The sequence below is a fragment of the Pseudomonas sp. F(2018) genome (genome assembly GCF_005508865.1).
In the GTDB taxonomy this organism is placed as follows: Bacteria; Pseudomonadota; Gammaproteobacteria; order Pseudomonadales; family Pseudomonadaceae; genus Aquipseudomonas.
Window position 1 is genome coordinate 450,201 of the sequence record NZ_SCOM01000003.1, and the last position, 25,786, is coordinate 475,986.

Genomic DNA, 25,786 nt, shown 5'->3' on the forward strand with positions numbered 1-25,786 from the left:
TTTTGCTACCGTGCCGGCGCCGACATAACAACGACGCAAGGAGCGCAACATGGCATCTGGCAACCCCTCGCTTTCCGAAAAAGCCTTCAGCAACCTGGATGTATCCGCAGACCCCATGACCCTCGGCGGCACCGTCAACAAGACGGCCATGCTGCTGGCCCTGACGCTGATCTCGGCGGTCTGGGTGTGGAACAGCTACTTCAGCAACCCCGAGGCGGCCGCCGGCCTGATGCCCTGGGTGCTGGGCAGCGCCATCGGCGGCTTCCTGCTGTCGCTGATCATCATCTTCGCCAAGCGCACCGCACCCTACCTGGCTCCGCTGCATGCGCTGGTCGAGGGCGTGTTCGTCGGCGCCATCTCGGCGTTCTACGAGGCCAAGTACCCGGGCATCGTCGTGCAGGCCGTGGCACTGACCTTCGGCACCCTGTTCTGCCTGCTGGCCGCGTACCGCAGCGGGCTGATCCGCGCCACCGAGAACTTCAAGCTGGGCGTGGTCGCCGCCACCGGCGCCATCTGCCTGCTGTACCTGGTCAACCTGGGCCTGCGCCTGTTCACCGACCTGTCGATCCCGTTCATCCACGAGAGCGGCGTGCTCGGCATCTGCTTCAGCCTGTTCGTGGTGGTGATCGCCGCGCTCAACCTGGTGCTGGATTTCGACTTCATCGAACAGGGCGTCGAGCAGCAGTGCCCGAAATACATGGAGTGGTACGCCGCCTTCGGCCTGATGCTGACCCTGGTCTGGCTGTACCTGGAAATCCTCCGCCTGCTGGCCAAGCTGCGCCGCTGAGACACCCGCGCACGGAGCGCCGCTCGGCGACTCCGTGCCGCCGCCATCCGCAGGGCGAGGTCGATGTAGCGCAGCGAGGCTGAACGGCTGGCGCTGTCACCGATCTACAACTAAAGCTAAACAGGAGGGCGCCGGAAACCGCACCCATCGAAGAAGAGCGAGCCCCGAGGCTGCGCCATGCTGACCCTGCTCAATCTGTTGTCCGCCATCGCCCTGCTGGTGTGGGGCACCCATATCGTGCGCACCGGCATCCTGCGGGTGTATGGCTCGCAGCTGCGGCGCATCCTCAGCCACAGCGTGGCGCGGCGGCCGCAGGCGTTTGCCGCGGGCATCGGCGTCACCGCCCTGGTGCAGAGCAGCAACGCCACCGCCCTGCTGGTCACCTCCTTCGTCGCCCAGGACCTGATGGCGCTGGCCCCGGCCCTGGCGATCATGCTCGGTGCCGACGTCGGTACCGCGCTGATGGCGCGGGTGCTCACCCTCGACCTGTCCTGGCTGTCGCCGCTGCTGATCTTCGTCGGCGTAGTGCTGTTCCTCTCGCGCAAGCAGAGCCGCCTGGGCCAGATCGGCCGGGTGGCGATCGGCCTCGGCCTGCTGATCCTGGCCCTGCAGCTGATCGTCCAGGCCGCCCGGCCGATCGCCGAATCCCACAGCATCGAGGCGCTGTTCGCCTCGCTGACCGGCGACCTGCTGCTGGACGCCCTGGTCGGCGCGCTGTTCGCCCTCATCACCTATTCCAGCCTGGCCGCCGTGCTGCTCACCGCGACCCTGGCCGGCAGCGGCATGATCAGCCTGCCGGTGGCCATCGGCCTGGTCATCGGCGCCAATATCGGCAGCGGCGTGCTGGCGCTGATCAACAGCAGCATGCAGTCGGCGGCCGGGCGCCGGGTGGCCGTGGGCAGCCTGCTGTACAAGCTGCTCGGCCTGCTCCTGGTACTGCCGCTGGTGGAACCGCTGGTGCACTGGATGGAACAGCTGGACTGGTCCGCCGCGACCCTGGTGATCGGCTTCCACCTGGCCTACAACAGCCTGCGCTGCCTGCTGATGCTGCCCAGCGTGGGGCTGATGGCGCGTCTGTGCAGCCTGCTGCTGCCGGAGCGGACGCGCGACGAAGGCGTGGCCCGGCCGCGCCATCTCGACCGCACGGCGTTGGAGACGCCGAGCCTGGCGCTGGCCAATGCGGTGCGCGAGACCCTGCGCATTGGCGACCTGGTGGAGCAGATGCTGGTGCACCTGCGCGAGGTGCTGCGCGGCGGCTCCGGCGAGGCCAGCCAGCAGTTGCGCCGCCTGGACGACGACGTCGATGCGCTGTACGGCGCGGTCAAGCTGTACCTGGCGCAGATGCCGCGCGACGACCTGCCGGCCCACGACAGTCGGCGCTGGGCGGAGATCATCGAGCTGGCGGTGAACCTGGAGCATGCCGGCGACCTGATCGAGCAGATGGCCGGCAAGCTCGACAATCACAAGCGCGCCCGCCACTACAGTTTTTCCGACAGCGGCCTGGAGGAGCTCAGCGGCCTGCACGAGCTGCTGGCCAACAACCTGCGTCTGGGCCTCAACGTGTTCCTCAACGGCAACCGCGACAATGCCCAGCGCCTGCTGCAGGAGAAACGCCGCTTCCGCCGCGAGGAGCGCAAGCTGGCCCACGCCCATGTCGGCCGCCTCAGCCGCCAGGTGGTGCAGAGCATCGAGACCAGCGCCCTGCACCTGGAGCTGATCGCCGACATGAAGCGCCTCAACTCGCTGTTCTGCGGCAGCGCCTATGTGGTGCTGGAGGACATAGGCAGCGACGGCGCGCAGGAAGAGGAGAACGGCGCCGCGCTGCCCCCGGAAAATGGCGAGGCGCCGCCAGCTGCCTGAGACTCAGTGCTTCAGGTAGCCAGCCTTGATCCGCTCCAGGCTGCCGTCGTCGCGCATGCCCTGTACCGCCGCGCCCAGGCGCTTCACCACGTTCGGATCGCAGAGCCGCGAGCAGGCCAGGTACTGCCCGGTGGAGCCGAGCAGCTCGCTCTGCACCAGATGCAGGCCGCCCTCCTGGCGCTGCAGCAGCTCGGCCTCCAGCACCGGGTTGTACCAGGCATCGACCCGCCCGGCGCGCACCATGTGCAGCGCCGAGGGCCCTTGGTTGACCTCGACAATCTGCGCCGGCGCGAAGCCTCGGGCGAGCAGGATGCTGTGTCCGGCGGAGCCACGCGATACGGCGATGCTGCGCAGCGCACGAGCCTCGGCGAAGGAGCCGAGCCGCCGCGAGCGGGTGTAGAAGGCGCGCTCCACCCGCATGATCTCGGCGATCCAGGTGAACTGTGGCTCGCGCTCGGGCAGCCGCGCCAGGGGAATGATCAAGGTGTCCTGCAGCCCCGGCACCAGCGCCAGGGCCCGCGGGCTGGGCACCACCACCAGCTGGTGGGCGTAGCCGGCGCGGCGCAGGGCCTCGAGGGTGATGTCGCCGACTATGCCCTTGCGCTCGGCCTGGTTGATGGTGATCGGCGGCACCTCCATCAGGTACAGCGGCAGCCCCTCGGCCGCCTGGCCGACGGCCGCCGGCAGCGCCGCCAGGGCGCCCAGGGCCGCTCGCCAGCCCGCCATCCATTGCCACCGCGTCATCGACTGCCCTCTTTCCGCATGCCCTGAAGTGTTGACCCGGTCATCGCGTCGCGCCAGTGCGCCGCGCCATGACGGCGATGCTGCTGGTATCCTGCCGCCCCCGATCACGCCTGCCGCCACCTCTCCGATGCCGCACTGGAAACCCCACCTGCTTCGCCTGCTCGCCCTGCTGCAACGCTACCCCGGTCTGATCGCCGCGTTCGGTTTCTGCTCAGGTGTGGCCAGCTTCATCCTGGTCGACCGCCAGGCGGGCGTGGGCAAGGTGATCGCCGTGCTGATGCTGCTGAGCTGGGTCTGGCTGCTGCTGGAGGGCCTGCTGACCCGCAGCGCGGCGCGCTGGCTGGGGATCGAGGTGCCGCCGCTGCTGTTGCGCTACCTGACCCAGCTGATCCACCAGGAAAGCCTGTTCTTCGCCCTGCCGTTCTTCTTCATCACCACCGCCTGGAACAGCGGCCAGGCGCTGTTCACCGGCCTGCTCGGCGCGGCCGCGCTGCTGGCGATCATCGACCCGCTCTACTACAAGTGGCTGGCCGCGCGGCGCTGGCTGTACCTGAGCTTCCACAGCCTGGCGCTGTTCGCCGTGCTGCTGGTGGCGCTGCCGCTGATCGTCCACCTGACCACCGCCGAGAGCTACCGCCTGGCCCTGGGCATCGCCCTGGTGGCGACTCTGCCCAGCCTCGGCAGCAGCCTGCGCATCCAGCGCGGTTGGCGCTGGGCGACCCTGGCCGGACTGGTCGCCGCCCTCGGCGTCGGCGCCTGGCTGGCGCGGCCCTGGGTGCCGCCGGCGACCCTGTGGCTGACCCAGGTGGCGGTCACCGAACAACTGCAGGAACGCAAGCCCGGGCGCAGCCTGAAGCAGGTCTCCACCGCCCAACTGCAACAGGCCGGGCTCTACGCCTACACCGCGATCAGCGCACCGCGCGGGTTGAACGAACGCATCTATCACGTGTGGAAACGCGACGGCGTAGAGATGGACCGCATCGCCCTGGATATCCACGGCGGGCGCAAGGCCGGCTACCGGGCCTGGACCCACAAGCGCAACTTCCCCGGCCAGCCGGCAGGCGACTGGCAGGTGCAGGTGGTGACCGAGGCCGGCCAGCAGATCGGCGTGCTGCGTTTCCGCGTCGACTAGTCGCTAGCCAGGGCGGGAGCGCTGCGGCAAGCTGCGCCCAGGCACATCGCAAGGAACGCCCATGCTCAGAACCATCACCTGCCTGCTGCTCGTCCTGTTGCTGGGCGGCTGCAGCGACGACTCGCAACCCAGCGCGGCGGAGCGCCAGCTGCTGCTCACCGGCGCCGACTTCGGCTACGGCGAGGAGGCCGGCTACTTCAGCAAGACCACCACCTACTGGACCCGCACCACCGACCTGAGCTACGACTCCGAGCCGCTCAGCGGCCTCTACCTGCACAGCACCGTGTCGCTCACCCCCAGCGCCGGCGAGGCGCTGATGGCCAGCTACAGCTCGCTGCAGGGCGCCGGCATCGCCCTGGGCCTGCTGGGTGAGGGGGTGACCGAGGAGGAGATCGAACTGACCCGCAAGCTCGGCAGCCACGCCAAGCTGATCCTGCTGCGCAAGGACGGCGAGCCCATCGGCAACATGTTCTCCGTCAGCATCGGCAAGAAGCTGCTGTTCACCGTGTTCACCGGCCAGCACCACTTCGACTCGGGGCCAGCCTTCGAGGCCTTTATCGAACCCAAGCTGGCCGCCCTGGAGGCGCACCAGTACGACGACCCGCTGCTGGAGTGGGGCAAGGGCCTGTTCGCCGACGAGGACGACGAACAGGCAACCCGTTGAGCCGCTACAGGCGGAAGCGCTGCACCATGCCGTTCAGCTCGCTGGCCAGGCGCGCCAGCTGGTCGCTGGCCACCGAGGTTTCCTGGGCGCCGGTGGAGTTCTGCTCGGCGATGTCGCGGATCGCCACCAGGTTGCGATCCACCTCGCGCGCCACCTGAGCCTGTTCCTCGGCGGCGCTGGCGATCACCAGGTTCATCTCGTTGATCTGCCCGACCCGCTCGGCGATCAGCGCCAGGGCACCGTCCGCCTGGCTGGCCATGTCGCTGCTGCGGCTGGCGTACTCGCTACTGGCGCCCATGGCATCTACCGACTCCTGGCTGGCGCTCTGGATCGCGCTGATCATCCGCTCGATCTCCTGGGTCGAGCTCTGCGTGCGTTGGGCCAGCGCACGCACCTCGTCGGCCACCACGGCGAAGCCGCGGCCCTGGTCGCCGGCCCGCGCCGCCTCGATGGCGGCGTTGAGCGCCAGCAGGTTGGTCTGCTCGGCGATGGTGCGGATCACCTCCAGCACCCGGCCGATGGCGATGGCCTCGTCGGCCAGGCGGGCGATGGTGCCCGAGGTGATCTGCAGGCGATCACTGAGCTGCTCGATGGTGCTGCGCGTGGTACTGACCTGGCGCCGCCCGGCCTCGGCGGTCTCCTGCGCCTCGCGGGAGGAATCCGAGGTGTGGTTGGCGTTGCGCGCCACCTCGTCCACCGCCGCCGACATCTCGGTGACAGCGGTGGCGGCCATCTGGATCTCGTCGTTCTGCCGGTTGATGCCCTGGGCCGACTGCTCGGTGACCGCGTGCAGCTGCTCGGCCGCCGAGGCCAACTGGGTGGCGGCGCCCTGGATGCCCTGCAGGGTGTCGCGCAGGTTCTCCTGCATCAGCTTGAACGAGGTCTGCACCTCGGTGATCTCGTCGCCGCCGCTGCACTGCACCGGCTGGCTGAGATCACCGGCGGCGTTGCGCGCCACCACCTCGCGCAGCTCGGTGAGACGCAGGTTGATGCCGCGGCTCATCGTCCAAGCCTGAATGCCGCCGCCGATCAGCAGCAGCGCCAGCAGCCCGGCGACCAGGTTGAAGTTGCGCTGGTACAGCGCCAGGCCCCGCTCGTACTGACGCTCAGACTCCTGCAGCTGCACCTCGATCAGCTTGCCGAACTGTTCCGACAGCGGGTCGATGTGCGGATACAGCTCCTGGGCGGTAAAGGCCGCCAGGGCCTCGCCGTCGTTGGCCCGCAGGATCGCCTTGAGCCGTTGTATCGGTTCATGGGCTTGCTGCATCAGGGGTTGGATCTGCTCGATCAGACGCTTCTCGTCGTCGATCAGGTGAGTCGCCAGGTAGGTTTTCCAGATCTGCTGGATCTTGCCTTCCGCCAGCTCCACCTGGCTGGCCGCCTCGGCGGCGGGGATGCCGCCGTTGCGCGCCTTGTGACTGGCGTCGACTATGTTCACCGCGTAGAGATCGGCGATCACCTTGAGGTCGCGCAACGGCACCACGCGATCCAGGTAAACGCTGTTGAGGCCGTCGAGCACGCCACGCAGGCCGGTGAGGCCGGCGGTGCCGATAGCCAAGCTGCCCGCCATCATCAGGACGATGAGAACGAACAACCTTGTCCGTATGGTCCAGTTTTTCATGGTAGGTCACCTACTACAGGCGCAATGCCTACCAGAACCATAGCTGCGTTTTGCCAGCATTGCAGGCCGGCGCATGCATCAGCGATGCATGGCGCCGGCCGCTGGTCTCACGCCTCCAGCGCGGACGCCGGACCGAAGAACTCGTAGCGGGTCTGCGCCTCCGGCACCCCCAGCTCGCGCAGGTTGCGCTTGAGCGCGGCCATGAACGGCTTGGGCCCGAGGAAATAGGCATCCAGGTCGCGCTCGGCCGGCAGCCATGCACGCAGGCGCTCCAGGCCGAGGCGGCCGTGCGCATCGGCGCCGTCGTCCGGGCGCGCCTCCTCGAAGCAGTAGAAGCGCTGCAGCTGCGGATGCGCCGCCGCCAGCTCGTCCACCCGCGCGGCAAAGGCCTGCACGCCGGCATGCCGCGCGCAGTGGATGAAGCGGATCGGCCGGCCGCTGTGCACCGCCGCCTCCAGCATGGTCATCAGCGGAGTGATGCCGACGCCGGCGCTGATCAGCACCAGCGGCTTGCTCGAAGGGGTGAGGGTGAACTCGCCGGCCGGGATGAACAGCTCCAGCTCGTCGCCTTCGCCGACCCGGTCGTGCAGGTGGTTGGACACCCGGCCGCCCGGCTCGCGTTTGACGCTGATGCGGTACTCGCGACCATCGGGACCGGCGGACAGCGAGTAGTTACGGCGTACTTCCTCGCCCTCCAGCGTCAGGCGCAGGCCGATGTACTGGCCGGGAATGAAGTCGAGGATGGCGCCGCCGTCGACCGGCTGCAGGTGGAAGGAAGTGATCTCCTCGCTCTCGCGTACCTTGCGCGCCACGCGGAAGGCGCGGCCACCACGCCAGCCGCCCGGGGCACGCTCACTGGCGGAGTAAACCTCCTCCTCGGCGCCGATCAGCAGGTCGGCCAGCTGGCCGTAGGCGGCGGCCCAGGCGGCGATCACTTCATCCGTAGCGATTTCGGCGCCGAGCACTTCGCGAATGGCGCGCAGCAGGCAGCTGCCGACGATCGGATAGTGCTCGGGGAGGATCTGCAGCGACACGTGCTTCTGCACGATCTGCCCGACCAGCGGGCCAAGGGCCTGCAGGCGGTCGATGTGCTTGGCGTACATCAGCACGCCGTTGGCCAGGGCCCGCGGCTGGTCGCCGCTGGCCTGGTGCGCCTGGTTGAACAGGGGGCGCACCTGGGGGTATTCGCCGAGCATCATGCGGTAGAAATGGGTGGTCAGCGCCTCGCCGCCGCTTTCCAGCAGGGGCACGGTGGCCTTGACGAGGGCGATGTGTTCGTTGGACAACATATGGGTATTCCTCTTGCACGCAGGGTTTTCTGTCAGAGGAATATCAGGATTTATGCCAATATATTTATCCTTATAAATCATATATTTATGTTATTCATAGTCGATTGAACAACAGGTCATATCGACATCACGGAGTCACGATGACTACGAATCCGTTGCTGCAGGCCCTGCTACCGCTGGTCGACGACCTCAGCCGCGAACTGGCCGAGGACGAGCGCTACCGGCGCCTGCTCAGCGCCCTGCGCGCGCTGATCCCCTGCGACGCCACCGCGCTGCTGCGCCTGGATGGCGAGCAGCTGATTCCGCTGGCGGTGGATGGCCTCAGCGCCGATACCCTGGGCCGCCGTTTCGCCCTGGCCGAGCACCCACGATTCGAGGTGCTGCTGGGCGATCGCCGGCCGACCCGCTTCGCCGCCGACAGCGACCTGCCCGACCCCTACGACGGCCTGGTGGAAGAGCACATCGGCCAGCTGGAAGTACACGACTGCCTGGGCTGCCCGCTGTTCATCGACGACCGCCCCTGGGGCCTGATCACCCTGGACAGCATGGAGCCCGGCAGCTTCGCCCAGGCCGATCTGGACAACCTGGAGGCCTTCGCCCGCCTGGCCGCCGCCTCGGTGAAGGCCAACGACCGCCTGCTCAGCCTGACCCAGCGTGCCGAGGCCGAGCGCCAGCTGGCCGCGCGTTTCCGCGAGGTGGCCGGCCAGGCCGTGCATGCCGAGCTGATCGGCCAGAGCGCCGCGCACAAGCGCCTGCAGGCGGAGATCGACACGGTGGCGAGCAGCGACCTGACGGTGCTGATCGAGGGCGAGACCGGGGTCGGCAAGGAGCTGGTGGCCCAGGCCATCCACGGTCGCTCGCCGCGCGCCGGCAAGCCGCTAATCAGCATCAACTGCGCGGCGCTGCCCGAGCAGCTGGTGGAGAGCGAACTGTTCGGCCACGTGCGCGGCGCCTTCACCGGCGCCAGCGGCGAGCGTAGCGGCAAGTTCGAGCTGGCCGATGGCGGCACCCTGTTCCTCGACGAGGTCGGCGAGCTGCCGCTGCCGGTGCAGGCCAAGCTGCTGCGCGTGCTGCAGAGCGGCCAGCTGCAGCGCCTGGGCTCGGACCGCGAGCACCGGGTGGACGTGCGCATCCTCGCCGCCACCAACCGCGACCTGGCCGAGGAAGTGCGCGCCGGGCGCTTCCGCGCCGACCTCTATCACCGCCTCAGCGTCTACCCGCTGCAGGTGCCGCCGCTGCGCGAGCGCGGCCGCGACGTGCTGCTGCTGGCCGGCCACTTCCTCGAACAGAACCGCGCCCGCCTGCGCCTGCGCGGCCTGCGCCTGGCCGCCGAGGCCCAGGCGGCGCTGCTCGGGCATGCCTGGCCAGGCAACGTGCGCGAGCTGGAGCACCTGCTCGGCCGCGCCGCGCTCAAGGCCCTGGCGCGCCAGGTGGAACGCCCGCGCATCCTCACGCTGGAGGCCTGCGATCTGGATCTGGCGCCGCTGGCGCAGGCGCCGGCCGTGGCGGCGGTGGCCGTTCAGGCAGGCGATGGGGCAGGGCAGGAGCCGGTCGGCGATCTGCGCCTGGCGGTGGACGCCTACCAGCGCCAGCTGATCCAGGCCGCTCTGCGGCGTCAGCAGGACAACTGGGCGGCCGCCGCCCGCGAGCTGGGCGTGGATCGCGCCAACCTGCATCGGCTGGCGACGCGGCTGGGGCTCAAGTAGGAGCTCGGCGTGGGGAGGTGGGCTGCCCGCTGCGCGGGCGAGGCCACCCTACGATGGCCGCCAGCTCGGCGCTGAAGTAGGTGGGCCACTCGCCGCAGGCAGCACACCAAACGAGCTCCCCTCAGCCGAAGAACCAGTAGCAGATCAGGATCGAGGCGATCACTCCGACCAGGTCGGCGAACAGGGCGCAGCCCACCGCGTGGCGGGCGCGCTGGATGCCCACCGAGCCGAAGTACACGGCCAGCACATAGAAGGTGGTCTCGGTGCTGCCCTGCATGGTCGCCGCGATCAGCGCCGGGAAGCTGTCGACGCCCTGGGTCTGCATGGTCTCGATCAGCATGGCCCGCGCCGCGCTGCCGGAGAACGGCTTGACCAGGCCGGTGGGCAGCGCCTCGACGAAGCGGCTGTCCCAGCCCAGGCCCTCGACGCACCAGCGGATGCCGTCGAGCAGCACGTCCAGCGCCCCCGAGGCGCGCAGCACGCCCACCGCGCAGAGCATGGCGACCAGGTAGGGCAGCAGGTTCTTGGCGACCTCGAAACCTTCCTTGGCACCCTCGACGAAACTCTCGTACACCGGCACCCGCTTCAGCGCGCCGAGCAGCAGGAAGCATAGGATCAGGCCGAACAGGGTAAGGTTGCCGAGCAGCGAGGACAGCGCGGTCAGCGCCGTGGCGGAGAGACCGGCCAGCACGGCCATAAAGCCGCCGATCAGCAGCGCAGCGCCACCGAACCAGGCCAGCAGCACCGGGTCCCACAGGCGCAGGCGCTGCATCACGCCCACCGCCAGCAGGGCGCTGAGGGTGGACACGGCATTGGCCAGGAGGATCGGCAGGAACACCAGGGCCGGGTCTTCGGCGCCCTGTTGCGCGCGGTACATGAAGATCGATACCGGCAGCAGGACGAACGACGAGGCGTTCATCACCATGAACAGCACCTGGGCATTGGTCGCCGAGGTGGGATTGGGGTTGAGCTCCTGCAGCGCCTTCATCGCGCGCAGGCCGATGGGCGTGGCGGCATTGTCCAGGCCCAGGCCGTTGGCGGTGAAGCTGAGGGTGACCAGGCCGAGCGAGTGATGGCCGCGCGGCACGTCCGGCATCAGCCGGGCGAACAGCGGGCCGAGCAGGCGGGCAAGCACCTCGACCAGGCCGGCCTTCTCGGCGATGCGCAGAAAACCCAGCCACAGCGTGAGCGTGCCGAACAGCAGGATCATCACATCGACGGAGGTCTTGGCCATGGTGAACAGGCTCTCCACCATGGAGGCCCACACCGTGGCGTCCCCGCCGATCCAGCGCACCAGGGCGGCCAGCGCGGCCACCACGAAAAACCCCAGCCACAGGCCGTTGAGCATGCTTCATCTCCCCACAGGTGCAGGGATGATAGCGCGCCCGCCCCCCCGTCAGGCCAGCGCCTGCCGGGCTTTGTTACAGACACACGCCTGCGCCGGGCGGTACGGCCGCCCGGCGCTCGCGGTCAGGTCAAGGACGCGGTCGGCGGCCGAGGATGAAGGACAGGATGAACATCACCAGGAAGACCAGGAACAGAATCTTGGCGATTCCCGCTGCGGTACCAGCGATTCCGCCAAAGCCCAGTACGCCCGCGATGATGGCGACGATCAGGAAGGTGATGGACCAACTAAGCATAATGTTTCTCCTTGGTGGGACCCCGCCGCAAGGCACGGATCGTAAGCGGCGGTGCTGCGACCACAATGGTCCGCGGCATGGCCGTTAATCTTCAGAACACCCAGCGCTGTCGCTGGTTCAGCTGCAATTCGGAGTGCCGTACGGTGGGCAGGTCCGCGGCCACCTGGCGTATTTGCGGCACGGCGGCCGGGGTCTGTGCCTGGCCGGCCTGGCCGGTGGCGACGCCGAGGGCGAACAAGATGGCGGCGCGGGCGAGCAGATCGAACTTGTTGCGAAGCGATGGCGAGCGGAGAACATTCATCCTGGTTCCTCCTGATGAGCTCACAGAGAGCTCTTCAATTCCTGCATCCGCGCATGACAGGCGCGTATCTGGGGCAGTTCACGATCCAACAGCTGTTGCAATGGCGGCGTGGCTTCTGCGCGGGCCTCGGCAAAGGCCCGCAGAAGGCGGTCCTCGGCGTCGGCCAGCTGGGCCACGTAAATGGCGTCTTCGTTGCGGGAGAACCTGGCGCGGGTGTCGACGTACACACGTTGCAGCGCACCGAGCAGCGTTCCACCACGAGCCGGTTCCTCGTCCTGCGCGGCGGTGGCCAGGGCCAACGCCTCGACCAGCTGCTGCTTGGCCCTGGCCAGTTCGCCGAACAGGCTGCGCAGGCTAGGCTCATGAACCTCCTGCGCCGCATGCCGGTAGAACTGTTCGCCATCCCGAGTGATCTCAATCAGCTCGTTGAGGTGGGCCGTCTCGCTGGACATGGAACTCTCTCCCTTCTGCGCGTCGGCTCACGAAACCGGGATTCGCCGAGCGCTCCTGCGGCTGATATCGCAAGCCCCGTGCCAGTCTTTTTTCAGGTGTATTTTCCTTGCATTTCAATAACTTACATATGAAACGAGAGAGCCTTCACCTTGCAATCTGCAACTAAGCCTTGTCACGGCCGTGCAACTTGCACGACTTTTCCTGGCCTAAGCTGAGCTACCGCCTTGGAGAACCTCATGCAAACAACTGGACCGAACAGCGGCCGCATCCTGCTGGTGGATGACGAAGCGGCCATCCTGCGCACGTTTCGCTACTGCCTGGAGGACGAGGGCTACCAGGTAGCCACCGCCGGCAGTGCGACCCAGGCGGACGCCCTGTTGCAGCGCCAGGTCTTCGACCTGTGCTTCCTCGACCTGCGCCTGGGCGAGGACAACGGCCTGGAAGTGCTGGAGCGCATGCGCATCCAGGTGCCGTGGATGCGCGTTGTGGTGGTCACCGCCCATTCCGAGGTGGACGTGGCGGTAGATGCCATGCAGGCCGGCGCCGCCGATTACCTGGTCAAGCCCTGCAGCCCCGACCAGCTGCGCCTGGCCGCCAGCCAGCAACTGGAAGTGCGCCAGTTGGCCGCACGCCTGGAGGCGCTGGAAGGCGAGGCGCGGCGCAACCAGGGCCAGCTGGACTCGCACAGCCCGGCGCTGAAGGCCGTGCTGGAGACCGCTCGGCAGGTGGCCGACACCGACGCCAACGTGCTGATCCTCGGCGAATCCGGCACCGGCAAGGGCGAAGTGGCGCGCCTGATCCACAGCCACAGCCGCCGCGCGAAGAAACCCTTCGTCACCATCAACTGCCCGTCGCTGACCGCCGAGCTGATGGAGAGCGAGCTGTTCGGCCACAGCCGCGGTGCCTTCACCGGCGCCAGCGAAAGCACCCTGGGACGGGTCAACCAGGCCGATGGCGGCACCCTGTTCCTCGACGAGATCGGCGACTTCCCCCTGCCGCTGCAATCCAAGCTACTGCGCTTCATCCAGGACAAGGAATACGAGCGGGTCGGCGACCCGGTGACCCGTCAGGCCGATGTGCGCATTCTCGCCGCCACCAACCTGGACCTGAACGAGATGGTCCGCGCCGGCACCTTCCGCGAAGACCTGCTGTACCGCCTCAACGTCATCACCCTGACCCTGCCGCCCCTGCGCGAGCGCGCCGAGGACATCCTGACCCTGGCCGAGGGCTTCCTCGCCCGCTTCGTCAAGGACTACGCGCGCCCGGCCCGCGGCTTCAGCGAGGCTTCGCTGAACGCCCTGCGCCGCTACAACTGGCCGGGCAACGTACGCGAGCTGCGCAACGTGATCGAGCGCGCCAGCATCATCTGTCCCGGCGAGTGGGTGGAGCCCAGCCACCTGGGCCTGGATACCCGCGACGATGGCGGCGTGGCGCGGGTCGGCTCGGACATGACCCTGGAGGCCCTGGAGAAGGCCCATATCGCCGCCGTGCTGGGCAACAGCCCGACCCTGGAACAGGCCGCCACCACCCTCGGCATCGACGTCTCCACCCTGTACCGCAAGCGCAAGCAATACGGCCTATGAAGCTGCGCAACCAGCTGTTCCTCAGCATCAGCGCGCTGATCACCCTGGCCCTGCTCGGGCTGCTGCTGGGCATGCTCAGCGTGCTGATGCTGGCGCGAGCGCAGAGCGAGTCGATGGACCGCAACCTGCAGATGCTCGAAGCCGGTCTGGTCCTGCGTCAGGAACTGGGCGCCCAGCTGGTCCTGATCCTGCGCGACAAGCTCGATCGGCAGGCACTGGAGGACTCATCCAGACGCTTCCGCCAGGCCCTGACCAACGCCGGTGAGAGCGCCCTGGACGACGCCGACCGGCAGGCCCTGCAGGAGATCGAGCGCACCTACGCGAACTTCGAGAAGCGCCTGCACGACCCCCAGGAAGTGCGCAACCGCCTGTTCGCCGACGACAGTTTCCTCTTGGTGCTGGAGGCCGTGCGCAGCCGCCTGATGGCGACCCAGGCCCGCTATGTGGAGGCGGTGGAGCTGACCCAGGAAGAGTCGCGCCAGCACGCCTGGATGATCACCGCGCTGCTCGGCCTGATCGGCGTAGCCCTGCTGCTGATCGGTTTCATCACCGCCCACAGCATCGCCCGACGCTTCGGCCGGCCGATCGAGGCCCTGACCGAGGCGGCCGACCAGATCGGCCTGGGCAACTTCCAGGTCACCCTGCCGATCACCCGCGAGGTCGAGCTGGCCTCGCTGACCCGCCGCTTCGGCTTCATGGCCGAGGCGCTGAGCCAGTTCCGCGCCAGCAACGTGGCCGCCCTGCTGGCCGGGCAACGGCGCCTGCAGGCGGTGCTCGACGGCATCGATGACGGCCTGCTGATCCTCGACCGCGAGGGCCACCTGGAACACGGCAATCCGGTGGCGCAGAACCAGCTCGGCTGGGAGGAACTGCCCCTGGGCCAGCACCTCAGCCAGCTGCTGCCACAACCGGCATTGCAGGCGCAACTGGAGCAGGCCCTGGAAGGCCACCACCCGTCGCGCCACGGCGAGGACCTGCAGATCGGCGAGCGCCTGTTCAGCTACAGCCTGACCCCGGTCAGCGACGACAGCGGGGCGATCATCGCCGCAGTGATGGTGCTGCACGACGTGACCCGCCTGCGCGCGTTCGAACGGGTGCGCAGCGAGTTCGTCCTGCGTGCCTCCCACGAGCTGCGCACCCCGGTCACCGGCATGCACATGGCCTTCGAGCTGCTGCGCGAGCGCCTGCATTTCCAGCCCGACAGCCGCGAGGAAGACCTGCTGCATACGGTGGGCGAGGAGATGCACCGCCTGCTGCGGCTGATCGACGACCTGCTCAACTTCTCCCGCTACCAGAGCGGCCTGCAGAAGCTCGAACTGCAGCCGTGCAACCCCGCCGAGCTGCTGGAGAAGGCCGCGCGACGCTTCGCCCACAAGGCCGAGGAGCAACAGGTGGAGCTGCGCGTGGAGCCGGCCGAGGACCTGCCGCAGCTGCAGCTGGACTGCATGCAGCTGGACCGGGTGCTGGACAACCTGATCGGCAACGCCCTGCGCCACTGCCATCCGGGCGGGCTGATCGTGCTACAGGCGCGCTGCCAGGGCGATCGCCTGTTCATCAGCGTCGAGGATGACGGCGAGGGTATCCCGCAGAGCCAGCAGGCGCGCATCTTCGAGCCCTTCGTCCAGGTCGGCCGGCGCAAGGGGGGTGCCGGGCTGGGCCTGGCCCTGTGCCAGGAAATCGTCCAGCTGCACGGCGGGCGCATCGGGGTGAAATCGCAGCCCGGGCAGGGTGCGCGCTTCTACATGGCATTGCCGTACTAGCGGCCTGTCGCGCGCCGCAGGGAGGCGGCGCGTCAGCCTACAAGTATGTTCTAAGCAGTCAGGCGAAGGTCACAAATCCCTACTAGGATTTCTGCCAAACCGTCCCGCTTAGGAGTGTCAAGGATGCATCGTTCCAGCCTGCTGTCCCTCGGCCTGGTCGCCGGTCTGCTGCTTGCCGGTTGCGCCAGCAATACCACCCAGCCTTCCCAGTATTCCGGTTTCCTTTCCGACTATTCGCAGCTGCAACCGGCCACCTCGGCCAGCGGCGCGCCGGTGCTGCGCTGGGTGTCGCCGGATTACAACGCCGGCAACTACCGCTCGGTATACATCGAGAAGCCGGTGTTCCATCCCGAGCCCAAGCCCAGCGACGAAGTCAGCCAGGCCACGCTCGATCAGATCACCGGCTATCTGCAGCAGTCCATGCGCCGCGAGCTGTCCAGCCGCATGACCGTGGTCGACGCGCCCAACACCGACACCCTGGTGCTGCGCAGCGCCATCACCGGGGTGAGCACCTCGGCCGAAGGCCTGAAGTTCTACGAGGTGATCCCGATCGCCCTGGTCGCCGCCGCCGCCAGCACCGCCGCCGGCACCCGCGACCGCAACACCGATATCTATGTGGAGCTGGAGGCGCTCGACGCCCGCACCAGCCAGCCGATGGTGCGGGTAGTGCGCAAGGGCCACGGCCTGCAGCTGGAAAACAGCAGCACCCAGCTGACCCTGGATGACCTGAAACCGGCCCTGGATGTCTGGGCCCGCGACGCCCGCGCCTTCCGTCCCTGATATGGCGGGCCATGCGGCCCGTGGATGGCGATTGACCATTGCGGCCAGCCCCTCCAGGCTGGCCGCAGTCATTTGCGGAGATCGCCATGCCCAGCATCAACCCCAGCCGCGAACAACTGGCCGCCTTCGCCGCCGACATGCCCGCAGACCAGCCGATCCTGATGCTCAACCTGCTGCGTTACCACACCGATGCCCGCTATCCCGCGGACTGCCCGCACGCTCCCTGCAGCGGCCGCGAGGCCTATGCACGCTACAGCCGCACGGCGCTGGCCAAGGTGCGTAGCGTGGGCGGCAATGTGCAGCTGCTGGCCCAAGCCAAGGCGGCACTGATCGCTCCGGCCGGCGAGCAGTGGGACGAGGTGCTGCTGGTGCACTATCCCTCGCGCCAGGCCCTTCTCGGCATGCTCGCCGATGCCGAGTACCAGGCCGCCACCGTGCACCGCACGGCGGCCCTGGCTGACTCGCGGCTGATCGGCTGCCTGGCGCCGCCGGCCTAGCCGGCCTGACGCTCCAGCAAGCGGCGGAGCTGGCGCGCGGTCAGCGGCTTGGCGAACAGCCAGCCCTGCCCGCACTGGGCGCCCTGGGCGGCGAGGAACACCGCCTGGGCCTCGTGCTCGATGCCTTCGGCCACCACCTTGAGCTGCAGCGCCGCGGCCATCTGGATGATGTGCGGCGCCACCCCACTGCTGGCCGCGTCATGGCCGAGAGCGTCGACGAACGACTTGTCGATCTTCAGCACATCGGCCGGCAGCTCCTGCAGGTAGGCCAGGCTGGAATAGCCGGTGCCGAAGTCGTCGATCAGCACCCGATGGCCGCTCTCGCGCAATTGCGCCAGCACGCCCTTGGCCGCCTGGATATCGGCCAGGCCCGACTCGGTGACCTCGAAGGCGATCTGCCCGGCCGCGACCCGGTGCTGCAGCAGCAGGCGAGCAGCCAGCACGCTGATGCGCGGCTCGGCGATGTCGCAGGCGGCCAGGTTGATCGAGATATACAGCCCCGGCTGCTGGCGCAGCAGGTCGCCGAGTTGCACCAGCACCTGCTCCAGCATGTAGTCGGTAATCTCGCGGATCTGCCCGCTGCTCTCGGCCATGGGGATGAAGTGGTCGGGGCCGAGCAGCTTGCCGTCGGCCCGGCGCCAGCGCACCAAGGCCTCGGCACCGACGCAGCGGCGGCTCTCCAGATCGAAGATCGGCTGGTAGCGCACGCGCAGGGCGCGGCGGCGCAGGGCGGAGGCCAGCGAACCACCGAGGGACTGGCGATAGCTGACCAGGTGATAGGTACTCAGGCCGGCGAGCAGGGCCAGCAGCAGGGCCACCGGCAACCAGCCGAACAGGCCTTCGCGCAGGCGCTGCTGAAGGAGGCTGCGGTCGGCGAACAGCACTAGGTCGAAGTCCGGGCTGTTGGTCGGCATGCGGTAGATCAGCTGGCCCGGGGTCAGCTGCAACTCCTGGCCCTCGGGCCATTGCGCGGCCGGCGGCCAAGGCTGCGCCGGGCCGAGGATCGGCAGGGCCTTGGCGCCATCGCGCGGCACTATCATCAGGCTGCCGCCGGCCGGCAGCTCGACCATGTCGGCCAGGTGCCCGCGCGAGGTGGACAGGCGGAAGTAGCCGCGGCCGACCACCAGCGCGGCCAGGTCGTCGTCGGGCTGGGCGGTGGTATTCAGCCAGTAGCGCTGGCGCTCGCCCTCCAGGTCCGGCGCCCGCTCCGGCCCCAGCGAGCTGCGCCGCGGCGACGAGGAGCAGCGCTGGTCGCCACCGATGAAGGCCGCCTCGTAGACGAAGCGGTGCTGGAACACCACGCGGCGCAGGGTCTCCACCATGGCCAGGTCGCAACCGCGCAGGGGTTGCTGCTCCAGTTCGTCGAGGGCCGCGCCGAGCTGGCCGAAGATCTGTTCGATGCGCTGCAGAAAGCGCTGGCCCTGCACCTGTAGACGCTCGGCCTCGGCGCGCTGGGCCTGGTTGTTGGCCAGCCACAGGCCGGCCAGGCCGAACAGCAGGATGCCGAGGCAGGTAGCCAATAGCGCCGCCGGCCAGGGACGGAAGAGCAGGCGGCGCAGGCTGAGGGACATGGGTTGGGCTCCGTAGGGAACCCTTCAGGTATAGCGCAGCGGCTGCGCCTGATGCGGCTTCGCTGGCGTGCACGCAGCGCACGCGACAGACGGCGTACGCCGGTCTCAGCGCTGGTTGAGTACCTGCAGGATCGCCGCGCTCTCGGCGTCCGCCTCGCCGTCATAACGGGCCGGGCGGTACTTCATCTGGAAGGCGATCAGCACGTTGCGCGTGGCCGTATCGAGCAGGCCGGTGCGCGGCACCGGGTAGCCGAGTTGGTGCAGCTGCTGCTGGAACCAGAGGATTTCCGGTAGCGCGGCGGCGAAGCGCGCCTGCTCGCGAGCCACAGCGGCGGCCTCCGGCCAACGGATCAGGCCGGCATCGGCCAGGCGCTTCCAGGGGAACAGCGGGCCGGGGTCGACCTTGCGCTGGGGAGCGATGTCGCCGTGGCCGATGATGCTGTCGATCGGCAGGTCGTGGCGCTTGACCAGGTCCTTGAGCAGGGCGATCAGCGCCTGTATCTGCGCCTCGCCATAGGGCTGCCAGTAGCGCCCGGCCGGCCCCTCGTAGTAGCCCTGGTTGACCAGCTCGATGCCGATGGTGCTGGCGTTGAGCCAGGTGCGGCCCTGCCATTCGCTGTCGCCGGCATGCCAGGCGCGGCGGTCCTCGTCGACTAGGCGATAGACCTTGGCCGCACCATCGTCGATCAGGTAGTGGGCACTGACTTCGCCCCGGGTCAGCAGCGCCAGCGAGCGCACCAGATCGGTGGAGGTGTAGTGCAGCACGATGTACTGCACGCGGCTGCTCTGGCCCTGGGCGCGCAGGCTGTCGTCAATCTGCGGGCCGCTGGCGCAGCCGGCAAGGAGCAGGGCGAACAGGGCGAGGGCGGCGAGTCTCATCGGGATCGGCACGGCAGGTCGGGGCGGCAGTGTACCTCAGGGGGCGATGTGCAGAACGCTCTGCAGGTTGTCCAGCAACATGTCGACACTCAGCATGATCAGCAGCATGCCGGTCAGGCGCTCCACCGCAGTGAGGCCGCGGGGACCGAGGAACTTCTGCAGCCAGGAGGCCTGCAGCAGGATGCTGGCGGTAGCCAGCCAGGCCAGGCCGACGGCCAGGTACAGCTCCCACAGCGGCCCCTCGTAGGTGCTGCGCAGGGTCATCAGCACGGCCAGGGCCGAGGGCCCGGCCACCGCCGGCGTGGCCAGCGGTACCAGCAGCGGTTCGCCATCCGGCAGGTCGCCCAGCACGCCCTCGGGACGCGGGAAGATCAGGCGCATGGCGATGACGAACAGGATGATGCCGCCGGCGATGGCCGTGGCCTCGCGCGACAGGCCCAGGCCGCTGAGGATCTTGTCACCGAAGGTGAGGAACACCATCAACAGCACCAGGGCCAGCAGCAACTCGCGCAGGGCCACGCGCATGCGCCGCTCGGGCGCGACGTTCTTCAGCGCGGCCAGGTAGATGGCGATATTGCCGAACGGATCGGTGACCAGAAAGATCAGCACGGCGATGCCGAAAATGTCCATGTAGCGCTCCTCGGGGAATGCTCACAGTTTATCCGCCGCCATCACGCTCGTCTGCGCAGCCGGCAAATGCGAAGTCCGTCACAATCGCTCGACACTTCGGACACGGGGAAGCGGTGCGGGGACAAACGGCCATGCGCGGCGGTCATAGCAGTCGTATCGTCAATTCATGCCTCCTCGAGGATGACGCCATGCGCCGCGTGCTGCTCTGGTTCAAGCAGGATCTGCGCCTCGACGACCACCCGGCCCTGCAGGCCGCCATGGACGCCGACCGGGTACTGCCGCTGTACGTGTTCGACCCCGACCTGCTGCAACCCGGCCCGCTCGGCTGCCGCCGCCTCGGCGTGCACCGCGCGCGGTTCCTGATGGAGAGCCTGGCCGCCCTCGACGGCGAGCTGCGCCAGCGTGGCTCCGGCCTGCTGGTGCTGCAGGGCCACGCCGAGCAGCTGATCCCGCGCCTGGCCGAGCAGCTCGACCTCGACGAGGTACTGACCCTGGAAGAGATCGCGCCGCAGTCGCGCGCCCAGCTCGACGCCCTGCGCCAGGCCCTCGGTCCGGCACAGCTGCGCGAGCTGCCGGGCAATAATCTGCTGCACGCCGCCGACCTGCCCTGTGCGCCCAGCGAGCTGCCGCAGGTGTTCAGCCAGTTCCGCGAGCGCATCGAGCAGCGCCTGCCGGTGTTCCAGCCGCGTCCGGCGGCGATGCGCCTACCGCCCCTGCCGGACAACGCCAGCGCCTATTTCGCCGCCTTGCCCAGCCTGTCCCAGCTCGGCCTTGGCGAGCCGCTCAGCGTGCCCAACAGCGCCTTTCCCTTCTCCGGCGGCGAGCCGGCGGCCCAGGCACGCCTGCGCGACTACCTGTGGCTGACCCAGGGCGTGCGCAGCTATCGCGAGACGCGCAACGGCATGATCGGCAGCGAGTACTCGTCCAAGCTCTCGCCCTGGCTGGCCAACGGCGCGCTCTCACCGCGGCGGGTGGTGGCCGAGCTGCGCCGCCACGAGTCGCAGTACGGGCAGAACGACTCGACCCGCGCCCTGTGGCAGGAAATGCTCTGGCGCGAGTTCTTCCGCTGGACCCTGGTGCGCCATGGCGACGCGCTGTTCCGCGCCGACGGGCTGAAGGCCACGGCACGCGCGCCACAGCAGCTGGATGAGCGCTTCGAACAGTGGTGCCAGGGGCGCACCGGCATGCCGCTGGTGGACGCCAATATGCGCGAGCTGGCCGCCACCGGCTTCATGTCCAACCGCGGCCGGCAGATAGTCGCCAGCTACCTGGTCGGCAACCTGCAGCAGGATTGGCGGCACGGCGCCGCCTGGTTCGAGGAACATCTGCTGGACTACGACCCGGCCAGTAACTGGGGCAACTGGGCCTACCTGGCCGGCGTCGCCAGCGACCCGCATCGCCAGCACCTGGCCAACGCCCTGCGCCAGGCCCGCCAGTACGACCCCAGCGCGGCTTACGTCAGCCTGTGGCTGCCGGAGCTGCGCGAGGTGCCGCAGCACCTGCGGCACACGCCGTTCCTGCTGCCGCACCTGCAGCTGGATGCCATGGGCTATCCGCGCCTGGAGCGAATTCCGGAGGACTGGAAGCCTTATCTGCCGAGCGCGGCCTAGCGCCCGATCACCGAGCGCCTGGGCTAGCCCAGCTCGACGCGGTTGCGTCCCTGGCGCTTGGCTTTGTACAGCGCCTGGTCGGCGCGGCCGAAGGCGGTCTCGCTGCTCTCGCCAGGCAGGAAGGCGGTCAGACCTCCAGATAAGGTGATGGTCACCGGCTCGCCACGGAAGTGGAACGGGCAGGACTCGATAGCACCGCGCAGGGTTTCCAGCAGTTGCTGGCCGCCCTCCAGCGGCGTGCTCGGCACCAGCAGGACGAACTCCTCGCCGCCGAAGCGGGCGAGGAAGTCGGTCTTGCGCAGGCGCTTGACCAGCTCGCCGGCGATGATCTTCAGCACCTTGTCGCCGGCCAGGTGGCCGTAGCCGTCGTTGATGCGCTTGAAGTGGTCGATGTCGAGCACCGCCAGCAGCAGCTCGCCGCCGTAGCGGCGCCAGCGCGCCACCTCCAGCTCCAGGCGCTCGGCCCAGCCGGCACGGTTGGCCAGGCCGGTGAGCGGATCGGTCAGGGCCTTCTGCCGCTGCTCCTCGAGGTGATCGCGGAAACCCTGGGCCTCCTGCTCCATCTCGGCGACCCGCTGCGACAGTGCCTGCAGGCGCTGCGCCACTTCTTCCTCGCGCCCCTCGCGCTGGCGCTGGTGATCGCCCACCGTGCTGAGCAGGCCGTCCAGGCGCTGTTCCAGGGCGCGCTTGAGACTGGGCAGGTCGACCGCCTCCTGCACGCTGGCCTGCAAGCCGCTGACCTGGTCGCGCAGTTCCTGGTTGAAGTTGCGCGCGCTCTCCACCGACTCGCTGTAGCCCTCGTGGGCCTCGGTGAGGGTGCCGAGGAAGGCGGCCAGGCGCTCGTTGAGCTGCTTGAGATAGCCGGCGAACTCGCGCTGGCCACTGTCGGTGACGGCCAGCACCAGCACCGCCAGGTCGTCCAGCAGCGGCACCAGCTCGTACCAGTTCAGGCCGCCGCGCAAGCGCTCGCGCAGAGCCTCGCCCTGGGGCTGGTGGTGCTCCGGCAGCTCCAGTTCGTCGAGCAGACCCAGCAGGCTGTCGGCGATATGCGGCGCCACGGCGCTGTAGCCCGGCTCCGGACGCTCGGGCAGGGCGAAGGCGGGGTCGCCATCGCCGGTGATGATGCGTGCGTCCAGCGGCAGGCTGTCCAGGCTGGCAGCCGAAGGCACGGCGCGGGTTACCGAGGGAGTGACGGCTGGCTGCGGCTGGCCGGGCTCGGTCCGCTCGACCGGCTGCTCTATGGCGACGGGGTTGGCAGAGGCTGCCGGCGGTGGCGCTGCGGGGGCCATTGGAGCCGGTTCGACAACGGGCGCCGCCTGAGCCGGCGCCGGGGCAACTGGTGCCGGTGGCTCGTCGTCCTCGAGTTCGAAGTCCTGCTCGCTGGCGGGTTGTGTCTTGGGCTGCTCGGTCGGCGCATCACCGGCCGCCTCGTCGCGGCCACCGAACAGGCGTTGCAGCAGGCCGGGGCGCGCCACCTGATCGCTGCCCAGCACGCTCAGGGTCTTGCCCTGCAGGCTGCTCAGTTCGGCCAGCAACGCCGGCAATTCGCGGGACTGGCTGGCGCGTTCCTCGATACGCTTGGAGAACTGCTTGAGCGCCTTGCGCACCTCGCGCGGCGGATCGAGCGCCAGCAACTGCTGGGTCAGCCCGGTGATGCCGGCGACGTTCTGCTCGATCCGTTGCTGGCGGCGGTGCTCGGAGTCCAGTACCGCCTTCTCCAGGCGCGGGATCAGGGCCGAGAGGCCGTTGTCCATCTGCTCGCTGCGGATCAGGTCACGCAGCTCCTGCATGCACTGGTCCACCGCCTTGTCGCTGCCCTCGGCCGCCAGGGAGCTGCGCACCAGGCCGCGGCGCAGCAGGTCGAGACGCTCGTTCCAGCGCTGCTCCTGCAGCTCCTGCTGCTCCAGGCTCTCCAGGTACTTGGCTTTCCAGCGCTGGGCATCATCGGTCATGGTGGCGATCCAGTGGCAAAGCCACTACAGCATAGGCAGATTGAGGCCGGTCGGCAGGCGGATATCCACCGCCACCGGCAAATGATCGGAGATCGGCTGACTGAGCACGGCAACCCGCTCCAGCACCAGCTCCGGACTCAGCAGAATATGATCCAGACAGCGCTGCGGACGCCAGCTGGGAAAGGTCGCGTCGATCTGCGGGGCGACCAGACCCAGGTCGCGCAGCGGCGAGTGCTGCAGCAGGTCGATGGCGTGGGTGTTCATGTCGCCCATCAGCACCACGTGGCGAGCGCCGTCGATCAGCTCGCGCACATAGGCCAGCTGGCGGGTGCGGGTGCGCGGCCCCAGGGCCAGGTGCATGTTGATCACCACCAGCGCATCCGCGCCCTCGCCGAACTTCAGCAGCACGGCGCCGCGCCCCGGCGGGCCGGGTAGCGGGTGATCCTCCAGCTGGTCGGGACGCAGCCGGCTGAGCACGCCATTGCTGTGCTGGGCCAGGCGGCCGAGGTTGCGATTGAGCTGTTGGTACCAATAGGGGAAAGCGCCCAGCTCGGCCAGGCGTTCGACCTGGTTGACGTAGCCCGAGCGCAGGCTGCCACCGTCCACTTCCTGCAAGGCGACCAGGTCATAGTCGCCGAGCAGCGCGCCGATCCGTTGCAGATTGCCGGCCCTGCCAGGGTGCGGCAGCAGGTGCTGCCAGCCACGGGTCAGGTAGTGGTGATAACGCTCGGTGCTGATGCCGACCTGGATGTTGAAGCTGAGCAGGCGCAGGCGGCCATCGCCACAGTGGCCGCCGGAGTCCGCGCAAAGACCGTTGACCTGCGTCTGGCGCAGGCCCGCGGAACGCCCGGAACTCCAGCGGCGCAGCATGGTTAGGTACTCAGTTGGCGGAACGCTCTTTCTGGATCAGGAAGTCGGCGACGCCCAGGGTCTCTTTCGGACCACCGGAAGAGCCCACGTCGAAACGATACTTGCCGTTGACGATCAGCACCGGCACGCCGGTGATCTGGTAGGACTTCGCCAGCTGCTTGGCCTTGCCCATCAAGCCTTTGACGGCGAAGGAGTTGAAGGTGCTGATGAACTTGTCCTTGTCCACGCCCTGGCTGGCGAGAAACTCGGCCATCTCTTCCGGAGTTTGCAGCTGCTTGGGATTGCCATGCAGTTTCTCGAAGATCGCATGGTGAACCTTCTGCTCCACACCCATGGACTGGAGGGTGATGAACATCTGGCCGTGTGCGTCCCACAGGCCACCGAACAGGGCGGGGATACGCACGAAGTTGACGTCTTCCGGCAGCTTCTCGACCCAGGGGTTGAGGGTCGGCTCGAACTGGTAGCAGTGCGGGCAGCCGTACCAGAACAGCTCGACCACCTCGATCTTGCCCGGCTGGGAAACCGGTACCGGGCTGCTCAGCTCGGCGTACTGGCGGCCGGCTTCGATGCTCTCGGCCTGGGCGCCCAGGCCCAGCAGGCTGAGGCTGGCGAAGGCGGCGCTGAGAATCAGGTTACGCATGCAGAACTCCTTGACGATGGGAACCGCGCAGGCGGACGCGGCTCGGTTCGACCGGCGGCGCAGCGGCGGGTTCCGGCATTGTAGCGGCAGCACCAACGAAAAAGGGTGGCCGTGGCCACCCTTTTGTTTCCGCTTGTCAGCGCTGCTTAGTGCAGGCCTTGGATGTAGCTGGATACTGCTTCGATGTCCTTGTTGCTCAGCTTGGCGGCGATGGCGCGCATGATCATCGCGTCGCCGTCGTTGGTGCGGTTGCCTTCGCGGAAGTCGGTCAGCTGCTTGGCCACGTATGTCGCATGCTGGCCGCCCAGTTTGGGGAAGCTGGCAGCGGCCAGACCGGCGCCGTTCGGCGAGTGGCAACCGGTGCAGGCCGGCATGCCCTCGGCGATCTTGCCGCCGCGGAACAGAGCCTCGCCACGCTCGACCAGCTTGGGATCGGCGGCGCCGACGCTCATCTGCTGGGAAGCGAAATAGGCGGCGATGTCGGCCAGATCCTGCTCGCTGAGGTTATCCAGCAGACCGGTCATCTCCAGCACCTTACGGCCAACGCCCGGCTCGGCGGTCGGCGTGGAGCCGGCCTTGATGTCGTGCAGCTGCTTCAGCAGGTAACGCTCGCCCTGGCCGGCCAGCTTGGGGAAGTTCGGCGCGGCGCTGTTGCCGTCGGCACCGTGGCAGGCACCACAGACAGCCGTCTTGGCCTTGCCGGCTTCGGCATCGCCGACGATCTTGCCAGCGTCGGCGGCTTGCGCGGCCACGGAGACACCCAGGCTCAACAGGAGACTCACGAGTACTTTGTTCATCAGCTAATCCAATAACGGCT

The 25,786-nt window shown here is 68.4% G+C and carries 24 protein-coding genes; 10 read left to right on the top strand and 14 right to left on the bottom strand.

Annotation, left to right across the window (positions count from 1 at the left end; all coding sequences use genetic code 11):
- The first annotated feature begins 49 nt into the window (after window positions 1-49).
- Together FFS62_RS15960 and FFS62_RS15965 are read left to right on the top strand one after the other, a co-directional pair.
- The gene (locus FFS62_RS15960; RefSeq protein WP_137973818.1) at window positions 50-787 is read left to right on the top strand and encodes a Bax inhibitor-1/YccA family protein; all 738 of its coding nucleotides are present in this window, start codon (window positions 50-52) and stop codon (window positions 785-787) included.
- A 177-nt stretch (window positions 788-964) separates the two neighbouring features.
- On the top strand, window positions 965-2,647 hold the full coding sequence (locus FFS62_RS15965) for a Na/Pi cotransporter family protein (protein ID WP_137973819.1): 1,683 nt from the start codon (window positions 965-967) through the stop codon (window positions 2,645-2,647).
- A 3-nt stretch (window positions 2,648-2,650) separates the two neighbouring features.
- Here the strand turns inward: FFS62_RS15965 and FFS62_RS15970 are convergent, their stop codons facing one another.
- Window positions 2,651-3,391, bottom strand: a complete 741-nt coding sequence (locus tag FFS62_RS15970) for an ABC transporter substrate-binding protein (RefSeq protein WP_137973820.1) — start codon at window positions 3,389-3,391, stop codon at window positions 2,651-2,653.
- A gap of 127 nt (window positions 3,392-3,518) precedes the next feature.
- On the opposite strand from FFS62_RS15970, the gene FFS62_RS15975 reads away from it, so the two are divergent.
- Window positions 3,519-4,523, top strand: coding sequence for a DUF5924 family protein (locus tag FFS62_RS15975; RefSeq protein WP_137973821.1), 1,005 nt, complete (start codon window positions 3,519-3,521; stop codon window positions 4,521-4,523).
- Window positions 4,524-4,584: 61 nt separating this feature from the next.
- Entirely contained in the window at window positions 4,585-5,187 is a 603-nt protein-coding gene (locus tag FFS62_RS15980) for a hypothetical protein (RefSeq protein WP_137973822.1), read from the top strand.
- A 4-nt stretch (window positions 5,188-5,191) separates the two neighbouring features.
- On the opposite strand, the gene FFS62_RS15985 is transcribed toward FFS62_RS15980, so the two are convergent.
- Both FFS62_RS15985 and hmpA read right to left on the bottom strand, forming a co-directional pair.
- A complete protein-coding gene (locus FFS62_RS15985; RefSeq protein ID WP_137973823.1) occupies window positions 5,192-6,808 on the bottom strand; it encodes a methyl-accepting chemotaxis protein in 1,617 nt (538 codons plus the stop codon).
- A 107-nt stretch (window positions 6,809-6,915) separates the two neighbouring features.
- Window positions 6,916-8,097: an NO-inducible flavohemoprotein gene (gene hmpA / locus FFS62_RS15990; RefSeq protein ID WP_137973824.1), complete on the bottom strand. Its 1,182-nt coding sequence runs from the start codon at window positions 8,095-8,097 to the stop codon at window positions 6,916-6,918.
- 140 nt (window positions 8,098-8,237) lie between these two features.
- Between hmpA and norR the strand changes: the two genes are divergently transcribed.
- The gene (gene norR / locus FFS62_RS15995) at window positions 8,238-9,803 is read left to right on the top strand and encodes a nitric oxide reductase transcriptional regulator NorR (protein ID WP_137973825.1); all 1,566 of its coding nucleotides are present in this window, start codon (window positions 8,238-8,240) and stop codon (window positions 9,801-9,803) included.
- Window positions 9,804-9,924: 121 nt separating this feature from the next.
- Here norR and FFS62_RS16000 read toward each other — a convergent pair whose 3' ends face one another.
- From FFS62_RS16000 to FFS62_RS16015, 4 genes are all read right to left on the bottom strand, one after another.
- Window positions 9,925-11,151, bottom strand: a complete 1,227-nt coding sequence (locus FFS62_RS16000; protein WP_137973826.1) for a nucleoside recognition domain-containing protein — start codon at window positions 11,149-11,151, stop codon at window positions 9,925-9,927.
- A gap of 127 nt (window positions 11,152-11,278) precedes the next feature.
- Complete coding sequence (locus FFS62_RS16005; protein ID WP_137973827.1) at window positions 11,279-11,443, bottom strand: DUF1328 domain-containing protein; 165 nt, start codon at window positions 11,441-11,443, stop codon at window positions 11,279-11,281.
- 91 nt (window positions 11,444-11,534) lie between these two features.
- Window positions 11,535-11,744 (bottom strand): hypothetical protein, encoded by a 210-nt coding sequence (locus FFS62_RS16010; RefSeq protein ID WP_137973828.1) that lies wholly within the window; start codon window positions 11,742-11,744, stop codon window positions 11,535-11,537.
- A 20-nt stretch (window positions 11,745-11,764) separates the two neighbouring features.
- Window positions 11,765-12,196 (bottom strand): PA2169 family four-helix-bundle protein, encoded by a 432-nt coding sequence (locus tag FFS62_RS16015; RefSeq protein ID WP_137973829.1) that lies wholly within the window; start codon window positions 12,194-12,196, stop codon window positions 11,765-11,767.
- 237 nt (window positions 12,197-12,433) lie between these two features.
- Here FFS62_RS16015 and algB point away from each other — a divergent pair, with 237 nt between their 5' ends.
- The 4 genes from algB (at window position 12,434) to FFS62_RS16035 (ending at window position 16,817) form a co-directional block, all read left to right on the top strand.
- Window positions 12,434-13,780: a sigma-54-dependent response regulator transcription factor AlgB gene (algB, locus tag FFS62_RS16020; RefSeq protein ID WP_137973830.1), complete on the top strand. Its 1,347-nt coding sequence runs from the start codon at window positions 12,434-12,436 to the stop codon at window positions 13,778-13,780.
- Window positions 13,777-15,540 carry an ATP-binding protein gene (locus tag FFS62_RS16025; protein WP_137973831.1) on the top strand — a complete coding sequence of 588 codons (1,764 nt, stop codon included), beginning with the start codon at window positions 13,777-13,779 and terminating at the stop codon, window positions 15,538-15,540. The genes algB and FFS62_RS16025 overlap by 4 nt, the downstream gene beginning before the upstream one ends.
- Window positions 15,541-15,663: 123 nt before the next feature.
- Window positions 15,664-16,320, top strand: a complete 657-nt coding sequence (locus tag FFS62_RS16030; RefSeq protein WP_137973832.1) for a DUF3313 domain-containing protein — start codon at window positions 15,664-15,666, stop codon at window positions 16,318-16,320.
- A gap of 86 nt (window positions 16,321-16,406) precedes the next feature.
- Complete coding sequence (locus FFS62_RS16035) at window positions 16,407-16,817, top strand: DUF1330 domain-containing protein (protein WP_137973833.1); 411 nt, start codon at window positions 16,407-16,409, stop codon at window positions 16,815-16,817.
- On the opposite strand, the gene FFS62_RS16040 is transcribed toward FFS62_RS16035, so the two are convergent.
- The 3 genes from FFS62_RS16040 to FFS62_RS16050 form a co-directional block, all read right to left on the bottom strand.
- Complete coding sequence (locus tag FFS62_RS16040) at window positions 16,814-18,388, bottom strand: EAL domain-containing protein (protein ID WP_137973834.1); 1,575 nt, start codon at window positions 18,386-18,388, stop codon at window positions 16,814-16,816. The genes FFS62_RS16035 and FFS62_RS16040 overlap by 4 nt on opposite strands.
- A 105-nt stretch (window positions 18,389-18,493) precedes the next feature.
- The gene (locus FFS62_RS16045; protein ID WP_137973835.1) at window positions 18,494-19,267 is read right to left on the bottom strand and encodes an N-acetylmuramoyl-L-alanine amidase; all 774 of its coding nucleotides are present in this window, start codon (window positions 19,265-19,267) and stop codon (window positions 18,494-18,496) included.
- A gap of 36 nt (window positions 19,268-19,303) precedes the next feature.
- Window positions 19,304-19,897: a MarC family protein gene (locus FFS62_RS16050; RefSeq protein WP_137973836.1), complete on the bottom strand. Its 594-nt coding sequence runs from the start codon at window positions 19,895-19,897 to the stop codon at window positions 19,304-19,306.
- Window positions 19,898-20,085: 188 nt separating this feature from the next.
- Here FFS62_RS16050 and FFS62_RS16055 point away from each other — a divergent pair, with 188 nt between their 5' ends.
- Window positions 20,086-21,507, top strand: a complete 1,422-nt coding sequence (locus tag FFS62_RS16055; protein ID WP_137973837.1) for a DASH family cryptochrome — start codon at window positions 20,086-20,088, stop codon at window positions 21,505-21,507.
- A gap of 23 nt (window positions 21,508-21,530) precedes the next feature.
- Here FFS62_RS16055 and FFS62_RS16060 read toward each other — a convergent pair whose 3' ends face one another.
- The 4 genes from FFS62_RS16060 to FFS62_RS16075 all read right to left on the bottom strand — a co-directional run bounded on the left by FFS62_RS16060 (window position 21,531) and on the right by FFS62_RS16075 (window position 25,766).
- Window positions 21,531-23,459 (bottom strand): GGDEF domain-containing protein, encoded by a 1,929-nt coding sequence (locus FFS62_RS16060; protein ID WP_137973838.1) that lies wholly within the window; start codon window positions 23,457-23,459, stop codon window positions 21,531-21,533.
- Window positions 23,460-23,483: 24 nt separating this feature from the next.
- Window positions 23,484-24,329, bottom strand: a complete 846-nt coding sequence (locus FFS62_RS16065) for an endonuclease/exonuclease/phosphatase family protein (RefSeq protein ID WP_137973839.1) — start codon at window positions 24,327-24,329, stop codon at window positions 23,484-23,486.
- Between the two features lie 10 nt (window positions 24,330-24,339).
- A complete protein-coding gene (locus FFS62_RS16070; RefSeq protein WP_137973840.1) occupies window positions 24,340-24,969 on the bottom strand; it encodes a thiol:disulfide interchange protein DsbA/DsbL in 630 nt (209 codons plus the stop codon).
- Window positions 24,970-25,115: 146 nt separating this feature from the next.
- Complete coding sequence (locus tag FFS62_RS16075) at window positions 25,116-25,766, bottom strand: cytochrome c (protein ID WP_137973841.1); 651 nt, start codon at window positions 25,764-25,766, stop codon at window positions 25,116-25,118.
- Window positions 25,767-25,786 lie beyond the last annotated feature (20 nt).